Annotated in this window: 8 protein-coding genes; 4 read left to right on the forward strand and 4 right to left on the reverse strand. The window is 45.1% G+C overall.

All coding sequences use genetic code 11. The annotated features are described in order from the left end of the window. Positions 1–15: 15 nt before the first annotated feature. Positions 16–720 carry a tetratricopeptide repeat protein gene (locus BJP37_RS18180; RefSeq protein ID WP_070393684.1) on the reverse strand — a complete coding sequence of 235 codons (705 nt, stop codon included), beginning with the start codon at positions 718–720 and terminating at the stop codon, positions 16–18. A gap of 384 nt (positions 721–1,104) precedes the next feature. Here BJP37_RS18180 and BJP37_RS18185 point away from each other — a divergent pair, with 384 nt between their 5' ends. The 4 genes from BJP37_RS18185 to murI all read left to right on the forward strand — a co-directional run bounded on the left by BJP37_RS18185 (position 1,105) and on the right by murI (position 7,166). Beyond that, complete coding sequence (locus BJP37_RS18185) at positions 1,105–2,061, forward strand: hypothetical protein (protein WP_143727671.1); 957 nt, start codon at positions 1,105–1,107, stop codon at positions 2,059–2,061. A 296-nt stretch (positions 2,062–2,357) separates the two neighbouring features. Continuing rightward, complete coding sequence (locus BJP37_RS18190; protein WP_143727672.1) at positions 2,358–3,779, forward strand: cation:proton antiporter; 1,422 nt, start codon at positions 2,358–2,360, stop codon at positions 3,777–3,779. Positions 3,780–4,228: 449 nt separating this feature from the next. Beyond that, a complete protein-coding gene (locus BJP37_RS18195) occupies positions 4,229–6,139 on the forward strand; it encodes an N-acetylmuramoyl-L-alanine amidase (protein ID WP_075900830.1) in 1,911 nt (636 codons plus the stop codon). Positions 6,140–6,269: 130 nt separating this feature from the next. Continuing rightward, positions 6,270–7,166: a glutamate racemase gene (gene murI / locus BJP37_RS18200; RefSeq protein WP_075900832.1), complete on the forward strand. Its 897-nt coding sequence runs from the start codon at positions 6,270–6,272 to the stop codon at positions 7,164–7,166. Positions 7,167–7,836: 670 nt separating this feature from the next. Here murI and BJP37_RS18205 read toward each other — a convergent pair. From BJP37_RS18205 to BJP37_RS18215, 3 genes are all read right to left on the reverse strand, one after another. Then, positions 7,837–8,991: a GNAT family N-acetyltransferase gene (locus BJP37_RS18205; RefSeq protein WP_075900834.1), complete on the reverse strand. Its 1,155-nt coding sequence runs from the start codon at positions 8,989–8,991 to the stop codon at positions 7,837–7,839. A 323-nt stretch (positions 8,992–9,314) separates the two neighbouring features. Next, positions 9,315–10,478, reverse strand: a complete 1,164-nt coding sequence (locus BJP37_RS18210) for a hypothetical protein (protein WP_075900836.1) — start codon at positions 10,476–10,478, stop codon at positions 9,315–9,317. A gap of 365 nt (positions 10,479–10,843) precedes the next feature. Further along, positions 10,844–13,051 carry a hypothetical protein gene (locus BJP37_RS18215; protein WP_143727673.1) on the reverse strand — a complete coding sequence of 736 codons (2,208 nt, stop codon included), beginning with the start codon at positions 13,049–13,051 and terminating at the stop codon, positions 10,844–10,846. Positions 13,052–13,325 lie beyond the last annotated feature (274 nt).

Genomic DNA, 13,325 nt, shown 5'->3' on the forward strand with positions numbered 1-13,325 from the left:
TAACCACTAATCCCTTCAAGCTCTCAGTGGCTTAAGCAAATCATTGATCCAATTTTCCACTTTCTCGCGCAAGGAATCAGAAGAACCAGACAATGGCAGCCACTTCAAAGCCTTTTGATAGTCGCTGATGGCACAGTTCCAGTCACCCCGGAGATGGTAAGTACGCCCTCTTTGGGCATAGACATGGTCTTCCAGGCATCCTAGCATTAGAGCCATGTCAAGGTTTTCTAGGGCTAAATCGTACAATCCCAATTCCCGGAAGGTGATCGCTTGGTTAATCCAGGTGCGGATATTTCCCGGATTGAGATCAATAGCTTGCTCGTAGTCGGTGAGGGCTTCAGCCAGTTGCCCAACTGATGCATAATAATTAGCGCGATTGTTGTAAGCACTGTCCAATCTGGGATCAATTCGCAGTGCCTGATTGTAATCAAATAGAGCTTTGTAAGGCTGACCACTTTGGAAATACAGCAATCCCCGATTGTTGTAGTCTGATGCACTGGTGGGATTGAGATTAATCAACTGGGTTAACAATGCGATCGCACTGCTGTAATCCCCTTGTTTCACTTTCGAGTTTGCTAAGGTGCGCAGGCTTTTCACAGAATGTATGTGGCTTTTTCTAGGCACTAGCTTCACTGGTGCTAAATGCCTGTGGTTTTTGCGGGACATTGGGAACCACTGTCGATTATGGTTTTGCCGATTTAGAAAAGTAGGAGCATTCATAATTGCCTCAACCTCATTTGCAGCCTATCTAGATTCAACCTTACGGCTAACAGCACCCAGCTGGTTGGTCTTAATGTGTCACTTATTCATGCGTCTTCGGTGTACCCAAGAAAACCATCCAGATTGTCCCTCGGACTTGGGACTCTTCTTTGAAGACTACAGCAGTAATATGACAGTTTCCTGAAAGACGAATTAATTTTGTTGGGATTCTTTTATAGAGGGGTTGGGAGTGGACACTGTTGGGAAGATGCACAATTCCTGACGGGGTTTTGGGTTTGGGGTAGTGGTCTCATTACTGAACTGCAGGTATAGCACAAAGCCGATAGATGTGTTCAAAATAGTATAGTTACTATTCCATAGCATCCACTCTCAGGAGGAAATCCTGTGTCATCCCTTCCACCTTCAATTCCACCTGTGTCTTCCCCCCCAACCAACCAATGGCTGCGAATGGTAGGGATGTGGCTAGCAGTTGCTGTCATTGGTGCAGGGCTAGGTTGGTCATATCAAGAATGGCAAAGTTATCGAAATCTAGTATTACGCTTAGAAGAGATTCAGAAGCACCGATCAGAACGGGAATATGAAGAATGCATCAATAAAGCCACAACTATTCCTGAAAAGTCCCCTATATATCAACAGACTCAGGTAATTTTCAATGAATGCGCCGAGAAACTATTTGGCAAAGCTAAGATACTAGCTGCAGCGAACCAATATAAAGACGCAATTATCGAGGCCAATAAACTAACCCCAGATAGTGCTCCTTACCAAGAGGCACAAAAGTTAATTGATCAGTGGTCTAACAGCCTATTTCAGAAAGCTACCAAGCTGTATCAGGAACAAGGGAAGCTCAATGAAGCCATTGCTCTAACTCAGGTCATTCCTGAAACTAATCTAATTCGTCAAAGATTACCGGAGACCATTGCCCAATGGAAACAAGAGTGGGCTGTGAATGTATCGATTCGCAAACAAGCACTTCAAGCCCTGGAGGCAGGTCAATGGCAACAGGCTAAGCAAAACGCTAGGAGGGTGACCACTGGCTATTGGCAAAAGCAAGTTGAACCAATTATAGACAGGGCAGATGCGAAAATTTCTACCATAGAAGCCCACCAAGAAGCTCAACGAGTCAGACGACAAGCCCAGCAAGAGGCTCAACGAGTCAGACGACAAGCCCAGCAAGAGGCTCAACGCATAGCCAGAGAAAAAGCACAACAAAAAGCTCAGCAGCAGGATCGACGTAGACAGCAATGCATTAAGCTGGTAACGAAATACACTGAAGAGAATGAGTGGGCTCTCAAAGAATACGAAAGGTTAAGATGTGATGATTTTCCCCATGAGTTATTTTAACTAAGCCATCGGGTTGTTCTTATCCTAGACACACTGGTCCTTTCCCATGGGCTTGATTAGGCATGATAGCACGATACGCTTAGGCACGATACGCTTAGGCATTAAATATCAGAAGTTAACCCAACATCTAACACCTCAGACCTAACACCTGAAACCTAATACCTAACACCTAACACCTAACCCTCAAAACTAAATTGACAGAGTACTAGCTTATTTTGAGCCCCTGACTAGACCTTAGAGGCTCAAGGATTGCCATAATTTTTGTAAAGTATAATGAATGATTTATTCGCAACTACATGGCTGATACAACTGCCTGGGTGAATCTCCTCACCCCGTTACCATTACTCCCCCCTGAACACCCTCTCCCATCCCTATTGGCAACAGCAACTGAAGCCACTGCTAATGAAGCAGAAAACGGTTCACTGGTTCTTGCAGGAGTGCTATTGAGTCTAGTGGTGATCTACTTCGCCAGTAAACTCGGAGGCGAAATTTGTGCTCGGATTAACTTACCACCGGTATTAGGGGAATTGGTCGGTGGTGTAGTTGTCGGGGTTTCTGCCCTAAATCTGCTAGTTTTCCCAGAAGGGGGCAGTGCGGCTAGCAATTCCGTAATGATGAGCTTTCTCCAAACTACCGCTGGTCTAACCCCAGAAGCTACCAACTCAGTATTTCAGTCTACTAGCGAGGTGATTTCCGTCTTAGCGGAACTCGGCGTGATCATCCTGTTATTTGAAATTGGACTAGAGTCTGACCTCAAAGAACTGATCCGTGTTGGTCCGCAGGCCGCTGTAGTAGCTGTAGTTGGGGTGGTTGTTCCCTTTGCTGCTGGTACTGCTGGTTTAGCTTACCTATTTCATATTTCTGCTGTTCCTGCTATTTTTGCTGGTGCTGCCCTAACTGCCACTAGTATCGGGATTACCGCTAAAGTCCTAGCAGAAATTGGACAACTGAGTTCTAAAGAAGGGCAAATTATCATTGGTGCTGCCGTACTCGATGATGTCTTAGGAATTATTGTCCTGGCTGTGGTGGCTAGTCTGGCAAAAACTGGGGAAGTCGTGATCACTAATGTGATCTATTTGATTATTAGTGCTGGTGTCTTCCTAGTTGGAGCAATTCTAATCGGTCGCTTCCTTGGTCCGTATTTCGTGGCCTTGGTCAAGGAAATGAAAACCCGAGGTCAGGTATTACTGACAGCACTCATTTTTGCCTTTGTCTTGTCCTATATTGCCACAGCTATCCAATTAGAAGCCATTTTAGGAGCCTTTGCTGCTGGGCTGGTCTTAGCAGAAACGGATAAGCGTCGAGAATTGGAAGAACAGGTCCTACCAGTGGCAGATATACTTGTGCCCATCTTCTTTGTTACAGTGGGAGCCAAAACTGATTTGAGTGTGCTTAACCCAGCAGTTCCCAGTAATCGCGAGGGTTTGATCTTGGCAACTTTCCTGATTGTGGTGGCAATTCTTGGTAAGGTGATCACAGGATTGACAGTCTTTGGTCAATCAGGAATTAACCGTCTGGCTATTGGGGTTGGCATGATTCCCAGAGGTGAAGTGGGGCTAGTCTTTGCTGGTGTTGGTTCAGCAAGTGGTGCTCTTTCAGAAGCAACTGAAGCAGCGATTATCATGATGGTTATCTTAACGACTTTTATTGCTCCGCCTTTGTTGCGGTTGGTCTTTCAAGAGCCATCTGAGCAGGTGGAAACAGCTGGAGAGTCTTGAGACTTTTTCTAATGGTATCTGAGCTTGCTGAGTGAAGACAATTATTGATGCAGGATTCTTGAAGAATCCTGTTCAATTTAGTTGATTGTGTATGCTTTAAGATTTGACACAGCTAAGTGTGTTAACTAAAACCAAATTTTCGATTCAGAGAAACCCGTGTATACTGAAACTCTTGAAACTTAACCAAGCTACTCTACGTCCGAGTCTGTTAACGGTTTTAATAAGATTAATCTGATTAATCTTATTAGTCAAACAGACGCTTACATTGGTTGACTGGGCTATTAATTAGGGGTATTCATCGTGAGCGGTTAGGGATTAGCGGTTAACTATAGCCTACTCTAGGCAGCTGTTAGGGTCTAATACTTAACCGCTAACAGCTGCTATAACCAATTGCTATAACCAATTGCTATAACCAATTACCTAAGATACATGATACAGGAGTAATAATTGTGAGGTTTCGCTGGCTACTGCTACTCTCCAGCTCTTTGACATTTTCTCTATTTTCATTGGCGGCTCAAGCCCGTGAACTACTATTTTGGCAATATGATCGCAATCAGAATCGCCTGGAATTTACCACTGATGTGGGTGTACAACCCACAGCCCAACTCATTTCTAATCCTACCCGGTTAGTGATTGATTTACCGGGAATTAACGTCGGAGGTCCATCAACAAATCAGCGTCTAAGCGGGGCGATTCGAGCAGTGCGAGTGGGTCAATTTGAGAGACAAACCACTCGGATTGTGGTTGAATTGGCTCCTGGTTACACTATAGACCCCCAGCAGGTAAAATTTAGGGGTATTAGCCCCAATCAGTGGACTGTACAATTACCTCAGCCTTATCGAGGGTCATTGCCGGTTCTGCCTAACCCAGCACCGCCATCTCTACCACCAGCTCAGCCACCGACTCGCACTCAATCCCCTCCACCACGGCCAACTATTCCAAGATCAAATCCAACTATTCCGAGATCCAATCCGGGGATTCGCCGCCAAGGCTTTGAGATCAATAGAAATGGATTTTTTGTCAGTACCGATGGTGGGAAACCTATCATTCAAATCGAACGAAGTCGCAATAACCGCCGCATTAACATCGACCTAGAAGGGGTTACGATTCCCGAGAGTTTGTTAGGGGAGGATTTGGATGTAAATCGCTACGGGGTTAGCAAAATCGAGTTTGAAAAGAAAAAAGAGTCCCCACCGATTGTCCGGATGACCCTGAATGTGGATAGTGACAGCCCTGATTGGCTGGCATCGTTCAGTGAAAGATTGGGAGGGGTGTTGATTTTCCCTAGGGGAATCCCAGCTCAACGCTTAGATAATGGACCAACATCCAAAGTGCCAACGAAACCGATTCAATCTCGTGGCTCGGCTAATATCGGTAAGTTAGCCACCATTGGGTCAGTGGAACTGGCTAGTAATCAGACTCAGCTGTTGATTAAGGCTAACCAACGGGTCAGAGCCACTAGCAAATGGGATCCTCGTTCAAAGGCTTACCAAATTACTATACCGAATGCCAAACTAGCTGAGAAGTTCAGTGGCCCTCAACTTAATACCACTAGTCCCGTATCAGAAGTGATGGTGCGGCAGGAGGACAAAAACACGGTGCTGATTTTGGTACAGCCATCAAACGGTACCCGGATTGGTAGCCTCAATCAGCTCAATGATCAGCTGTTGGCTCTGCAACTGAGACCATTGATATCACGCAGGCCAACCAGGATACCCCCCCGCTCGATTCCTGTGCCACCGCCTCACTCGATTCCTGTGCCACCGCCTAACCGGACTCGCCCACCAATTCCCAGACGTCGGGTTCCCAAAGAGCGCCTGGTAGTGGTCATTGATGCGGGACACGGTGGCAAAGACCCTGGTGCTATTGGGCTTGGGGGTATACAAGAAAAAGATGTTAATTTGTCGATTTCCCGACAGGTGGAAGCGCTGTTGGAAAAACAGGGGATCCAGGTTGTCATGACTCGCTCAGATGACCGATTCATCAGTCTGGATGGACGAGTTCAAGTGGCAGAACGGACTGATGCTGATTTATTTGTCAGCATCCACGCCAATGCTATCGGGGGTAAGCGACCGGATGTGAATGGATTAGAGACTTACTACTACTCTACTGGTCAGAGTCTTGCCCAAACCATCCACTACACTATCTTGCGGAGCGTGGATGTTCGTGACCGACGTACCCGACGGGCGAGGTTTTATGTGCTCAGGAAAACCTCCATGCCAGCAGTTTTGGTAGAAGTTGGTTTTCTAACTGGCTATGAAGACTCAGCTAAACTGAAAACTTCCGCCTATCGCACCCAGATGGCTAGAGCGATCGCTCGTGGCATCCTCCTATATATTCGGCAGAATCGGTTGACCTAAGTTGAGTTCTAATATTGTGTCAATTCTTAATTCATAATTGCTAACCTATAATCTAACGATTTTCTTGTTTTGAGCGAACCCAAGTAATCTGTTTATTGCCCCTGGGTGGGTAGGTGCCAATTATTAACCAATGATCAATAACCCAATTTTGATCTCTCGAACTCAACCCCAGAGTCGTCCTATCGGGATTTTCGACAGTGGTGTGGGGGGTCTGACCGTTCTGAGGGAACTATACAAACAACTACCATCCGAATCAATTATTTACTTTGCTGACACCGCACGGCTACCCTACGGTACCAGGTCTGCGGATGAAATCGTGCAGTTCGGCTTCGAGATTCTCAGCTGGATGGTGCAACAGGATGTCAAAATGGTGGTGATGGCCTGCAATACCAGTTCGGCTCTGGCATTGGAAACTCTGCGTAGTGAGTTTGACATCCCAATGCTAGGGCTGATTCTACCAGGTGCCCGTGCGGCGCTCCACCAAGGTCGTCGGATTGGGGTGATTGCTACACCAGCTACGGCTGCCAGCAATGCTTATCGAAATGCTATTTTAGAGGTTGAACCAACTGCTCAGGTTTGGCAAGTGGGTTGTCCGGAGTTTGTGCCATTAGTGGAGGAAAATCGCTTGTGCGAACCCTACACTACAGCGGTAGCACGGCAGTACCTAGAACCTTTGCTAGCAGCCCAAATCGATACCCTAGTTTATGGCTGTACTCATTATCCCCATCTAGAACCGATCCTGCGGGAAATATTACCCCCAGACGTTAAATTGGTAGACCCAGCAAAATACGTTGTTGCTGCTGCTGCTCAAGAACTGGATTTAATTGGAGGGAAGAATACTGGGGAGCCAAGACCAACTCGCTTTGGGGTCAGCGGTTGTCCTCAACAGTTTGCCCAACAGTCCCTACAATGGCTGGGTTACACTCCAACAGTTGAAAAAATACATCTACCACAGGTGTCAATCCCTACGATACCTTTAGGTGCGACCCGTGATGGCGAGCAATCCCTTGACCGTAGGTCACGCTAAGCGAACGCCATCACGGAAAGCGCACCTTTAGAATCCGTAGATTGACCAATAATAGACCGATTTTTTGACTAAAAATTGCTTGTGGAGGCAATTGTTAACCCATCCCACTTTCCTTAGGTGAAGTCGTTGCTCACAGGCGACTTCACCTAAATTAGTTATTATAATGATTAATTTTTCGCAATTGTTTCGGTCAAATTAACCCCTTTAAGTCACCATGGGCTATTTCAAACTTTAGTAAGTTAACGATAAAAGTCGATAGGGGGATAGGGAAATAAACTAAAATTTACCGAAGAATGCCCAAATAAGGTCATTAAAATCTGACGAATTAGCCGCCTTCAATCAACTTTTATCACTAACAATTTGTTAACGGCCTTCGAGGAAGGTTAGATAAATTTCCCCAAAATCCCGAGTATTCGTCCAAAATTCACCCCATCTCCCCATCTCCCCATCACCCCCTCACAGGGGTAGGTTTTTTACATTAGGGTCAAACCCACCCGCAACCGCCTACCGGTCGGGGGCTGATCAGAGGTAGAGGAAAAGGAAAACAACTTAGGTGCGCTTTCCGTATCTAATTATTAAATTCGCCACGGGTCGCACCTGAATAAGCGATGCAGCGCCTTCTTATCCCCCACACCCCACACCCCACACCCCACACCCCACACCCCACACCTCACGTCTTTGTTAAAAACCTACCCTTATGAGGGTAAGGGGGCTGGGGGGTTAGGTTTGGAGTAGACTTTTGTACATTGGGTGAAAAGTCAGGTCTGTAATTCCTGCGATATCCGTTGCTACTCTGTTGTGAAGGAACTACCCGCTCATTGAAACCTAGACTCATAAAAAACCGGTTGATTTCGGATAATGAAAGACGATCGGTTTGATGTTCTCCCCAATAAAACAGTTCTTCCTCATAGTCCTCTCTTTCGGGAATAGTCGTTTTGAATGGTAAAGGTCGAAAGCCGATTTTTTCCATGGCTTTTTTGGAGCAGATGTTATGTTTATAGGCTTTGGCGTAACAACAGCGCAAACCCAAATAACGGCTAGCCCAATCAAGCAGAATCCTTACCGCTTGAGACCCATAACCATTTCCTTGAAAATCTGTACCTAACCAGTAGTAAAAAAAGCCAATCCGTTGAGATATTTCCAGACCTACAGAACCGATAAACCCCCAATATTTATGGTTGACAGCAAACTGATATTTTGTTGATTTGGTCTGGTTTGTCTTTAGCCATTCCTGCCAGTCTTCTTCGTCAAAGTCCGGTAGGTTACACAATTCCGCAATATTGGGGTCGGCGTATTGCCATAAGAAATCCTCTTCGTGGTAAGTTTGTAAGGGAGTAAGTATTAATGTGTCAGAGCGGAGTGCTTCAACTCCTTTGGGTAAGCTGTTAGCTAATTGCTGCTGTTGTCGGTACTCATCGAGTAATGGCTGGCGATCGCCACTCTGGATTGCCCGTTGCAAGGTTTGTTCTGCTGCTTCAAACATGCCTAGCTGTTGATAGGCTCTGCTGAGCAAGCGTAGGTTGTCTATGGCGTGAGGTGGTAGGTTATTGCTGGACATTGTTTTATCCAGACGATTTTGGTATTCCTCGCAGCAATAAATTATTAATGGCCAGTCCTTTAGGTGTTTGCAGGCTTTGATTAATTGTAGGATAGTCGTTGTTGGTAGATTTGCGATGACTGGTTTGTTGTCTGCTAGGTTGTGGTTTGGGAAGAATTTATCCCGTATAAAAGTAATGTAATCATGTCTTTCGTGGGGATTAATATCTTTTTGGTATAGGGTTTTGATTTTGTCCCGCCAGTTGATTTTGGTGGTGTGATTAGTCATAATGCTTTATAATTCAAGCGAGCAAGATGCTTGCACTACAAAACCTCCAAGTTTTTGGATTATATAATTTAGCTGCACATCAGCTTAATAAATGCTTTATTGCTGGTTTATTTGTACTTTTGTTACTTATAAGCAATATTTTCTCCCGCTACCCCTGCACTCCCTCCTCCCCCAATACGGTTCGGATAAGCCCGATTACTGGTTTTTTTCTCCCCCTGCTCCCCCTGCTCCCCCTGCTCCCCCTGCCTGTCTCAACAGATCAATTTCTTAACCGAACGGTTATAAGTTTAGTGTGTTACGCGGTTGCGAATGCACCAAACAAACTAAACATCGGCATTGTCAATTGGTTTATATGTGTTGCTTTCTTTATCAAACACTTCTATGTATTTTGTCGCGATGCCTGTAAGAAACACCACCTCGTCCCTTCCAGCAATTGCAATAATAGAAGACTCTTCTAATGTATCTGCGTCATGGACTAATATGGGTTGTCTTGGAGCTAATATCTTTTCTGCAGATGCATTACCCTTGCCGGACTCCACTAATTTGCGCTCAGGGAGGTTTAACGGGATTTTGATCCGATACTCATTTCCCCCTTTTTGGGATTCGGATTCTCCAGTGGCGACAAAATTGGTTTGGTCACTCTCAGCGCTAGTTTGTGCTTTCCATTCCTGTAGAAAATTTTTTTTCTGGTTATCATTCCACTTAATCCACACATTGCTGGCCCAAGATTTAGCATGTTCTATCGACATGCTTCCTCCCCATCCATGAAAACCGGAATCCTGCATTACTTGTTCAGCGTTTCGTTTGTCAGCGCGATAAACTGTCGTCGTATATTTGGCATCCTCGATGTCGGGTGATTTGTCAGCATTATCCTTTTTTACTTTTTCCTTCGCTTTTTTTGCCTTATTTCGGCCTGTCTTTCTGTATGCGGCTTCGATAATTTGCGGAACTGAGTTGAATGTTAAGTTTGGGTTTGTATACTTACCGTTATCCCATGCTTTCCTAACAGCTTTCTTTACATCTTCTGTGGTGTAAGAGTTGAGGAGTGTGTCTAACAAGTCTTTCGTAAAAAAGCCTACCGAACTTTTTACATCAAATTTTAACGGGTCGTCGGCAATTGTTGCTTGTTGTTGTGACTGTTGTTGACCAGTGGCTTGTGTTGTTGAAGGGGGTGCTTTTGTCTTCTCTTTATCCTCATCTTCTATGCTCTTAGGAGGAACTGATGTCAGAGTATTTTCCTGTTTGTCATTAGTTACATTACTGTCAGCCTGCTTCTTGAACTGTAGTCGTTGGTTTATTTCATCTTTTCGCTTTTGCTTCTTGGTTTTGCCTGGCAATAATTGCGAATTTTCATTAGTTGATTGTGCTGTTGTTTGATCAGTTCTTTTAGGAGGCCATTTCTTCACGCGGTCTTTGACTGATAACTGTGATAAATTATCAATAGATCCACTGTTTTGTGTTTTATTTTTTCTGTTACGTGACGACATTATTCCGATTTATCCTTATGATGTATGTTTGTCTGTTTTATCCCAGAGGTACTAACTAAGCACTGTCCCCACAAAAATAGGTACAAGCCATCCTTTGGCTTTGGTCAATGATCCAGACATGACGAATCTTTTGTGGTACCACTATGCTTTTTTTTTATATTAGAAAACTTTGTATTAGAAGACATTTTGGACTCCAATGGTTTTGTAGAAGATTATACATAACATTTGTGAGAAGGTTGATTTATGTTTTGTTAATAAATACGCTTAAGTTTTGATTTAAAAACTTACCTCTAACGTCTCGCTTTGTTTTTTGAGTATCCTGCTTTGATTTCGATGGCGAGAATAAATCGTTTCCTTAGCTTCACTCACTTGCTTGGTAGGGAGAGTGCGACGGGTCGCGCCACCAGCCTTGCTGCCCGCTGAGCGCGGCGCTGGGCAATATTGGCGGAGTCATCCCTGAGGGCAGTCCGGCGACGTTTGTCTTCATATTCATCGACCACATTATCAAGAATGAATAACCCCTGAGCCTTCTCCTGGGAAGTCGCCTTACTTTTTCGCGGTAGATAGGTCGTATTACCGTCCTTATCCTTTACCGCAAAAATTTTGCGATTGTTATCAGTATCAAACTTTGGTGCAGCATTGGTCATAGCATTACCAGGACCAAGGGGAGCATTTTGACTAATCGCCTCATCCTCCACATATTCTCCTTCCAAAAGCTCCTTAGCCGTGGCTTGACTCTTTTTCGGCAAATACACCGTACTACCATCATCTGCTTTCACCGCAAACAGATCCCGCTGATTGCCAAAGTCATATCTTGGCAGCTTGTTCAACACCTCATCCACAATGGAATCTTGCTCGGGGATATATTTCCCCGCAAGCAATTCCCCATCTGTGGCTTCACTTTGGCGGGGTAGATATTCCGTCTTCTTGTTCCCAAACCAGTTTGTGGTCGTCGTGGCAAACAAAGTCCGTCCCGTGTTGGTATCTTTGACAGTCGGGCGGTTAAAATTCCCTGCCTCTTCGATTTGATTCACCGGTTCTTTGGCTGCAAATCCCTCAAGATACCGACCTTCAGCCAGTTCCTGTGGGGTAGCCTCATTCTTTTTGGGAAAGTATTCAACTGTGCCATCCGCCGCTTTTGTGGCAAAAAGTTTGCGTCCGCTATTATCCGGGTCAGTTTTGGGTGGTTGGTATAATTCCTCCCCCGCGATTGAGGCTTTTTCCGGGATATATTTCCCGGCATTTAATTCCTCAATCGTGGCTTCACTTTGGCGGGGGAGATATTCGATATTTTTTTCATTACCGTCACTGTCCAAAACCGCCGTGGCATATAACTTCCGACCAGTTCTAGCCTCCGTAGAAGTCGGACGGTTATTACCCAATTCCGACGGGTTTTTGACCTTATTCACCGGTTCTTTGGCTGCAAAGCCTTCAAGATAGCGACCTTCCGCCAATTCCATAGCCGTGGCTTGATTTTTTCTGGGGAAGTATTGGACACTACCATCCGCCCCTTTTGTAGCAAACAATTTGCGTCCGCCATTTTCGGGGTCAGTTTTGGGTGGTTGCTCCAACTCTTCCCCAGCGATGGAATCTTTTTCGGGAATATATTTCCCGGCATTTAATTCGTCAACCGTAGCTTCGCTTTGTCGGGGGAGATATTCAGTCTTCTTTGTCCCAAGCAAACCAGTGGTTTCAGTAGCGAACAAAGTCCGACCAGTGTTGACATCCCTCACAGTGGGACGTTTATCCCCAAGTACAGATGAATCTAATATCTGATTTACCGGGTCTTTGGCTGCAAAACCCTCAAGATATCGACCTTCCGCCAATTCCTTGGCAGTAGCTTGATTTTTTTTGGGAAAGTATTGAACACTCCCATCTGCAGCCAAAGTAGCAAACAATTTGCGATCGCTATTATCTGAGTCAATCTTGGGTGGTTGGTTCAACTCTTCCCCCGTGATGGGAGATTTCTCAGGAATATATTTCCCGGAACTCAATTCCAAAGCTGTGGCTTCACTTTGTCGGGGGAGATATTCGATTTTTTCCTTACCTTTACTGTTCGTAGTAGTGGTGGCGAATAAAGTCCGACCAGTATTAACATCCTTGACGGTAGGACGCTTAAACTTCGAGCCATCTGAGATGGTATTCACAGGTTGTTTTCGCACCGCTGCGTCTTCTACAAATGCACCCGAATTGATTTCGGAATCACTCGCTTGACTCCGGACAGGTAGGTATTGGGTAACTCCTCCCTTGGTTACAGGATAGATCATCCGACCTTTACCAATGTCGTATGTGGGCTTTGGTTCTTTTTTTTGTTTAGCTTTACTAACATCCCCACTGGCATCTTGCAGCCTTAAACTAGGTGGTTTGCTTACTGTAAGGGACTCAGAATCGCTATTCAGTATAGTATTTGCCCGTTTTTGACGCGCCTCACCTGCACCAGATGAGCGATCGCCCCTACTAATCGGTGGTGATAAACCCCTATTCTGTCGGTTATTTGTAGCACCACCGCTACGCTTGAGGGCATCTTGCTTGCGGCGGAACATTTTTTTCTTTTGCCTTAGGCTCATGGCCATGATATCACCTCCTTGATAAGTAATAAGTAATAAGTAATATAGCAATTCTACCACTTGTGAGGTACAAATTTATGGGTTTTAGGGAGCAGGGAGCAGGGAGCAGGGAGCAGATAATAAGAAAGAGGAAAGAGGGAAGAGGCAAAAAATAATGTGTACCTCATTAAGCTATAAACCGCTATAAGTAATGGGTAACAAGTAACGAGTAATAAGTAACAAGTTATGGGAAGTAGGACTTTTTGTCTCACAATCAAGCTGTATAACTTATTAAGTTGTA

This window comes from Moorena bouillonii PNG, from assembly GCF_001942495.1.
Classification (GTDB): Bacteria; Cyanobacteriota; Cyanobacteriia; order Cyanobacteriales; family Coleofasciculaceae; genus Moorena; species Moorena bouillonii.

What these genes read in the sequence shown, in the direction of transcription:
- BJP37_RS18180 (WP_070393684.1), bottom strand. Translation starts at nt 720, where the DNA reads ATGAATGCTCCTACTTTTCTAAATCGGCAAAACCATAATCGACAGTGG.
- BJP37_RS18190 (WP_143727672.1), top strand. Translation starts at nt 2,358, where the DNA reads ATGGCTGATACAACTGCCTGGGTGAATCTCCTCACCCCGTTACCATTA.
- murI (WP_075900832.1), top strand. Translation starts at nt 6,270, where the DNA reads ATGATCAATAACCCAATTTTGATCTCTCGAACTCAACCCCAGAGTCGT.
- BJP37_RS18205 (WP_075900834.1), bottom strand. Translation starts at nt 8,991, where the DNA reads ATGACTAATCACACCACCAAAATCAACTGGCGGGACAAAATCAAAACC.
- BJP37_RS18210 (WP_075900836.1), bottom strand. Translation starts at nt 10,478, where the DNA reads ATGTCGTCACGTAACAGAAAAAATAAAACACAAAACAGTGGATCTATT.
- BJP37_RS18215 (WP_143727673.1), bottom strand. Translation starts at nt 13,051, where the DNA reads ATGGCCATGAGCCTAAGGCAAAAGAAAAAAATGTTCCGCCGCAAGCAA.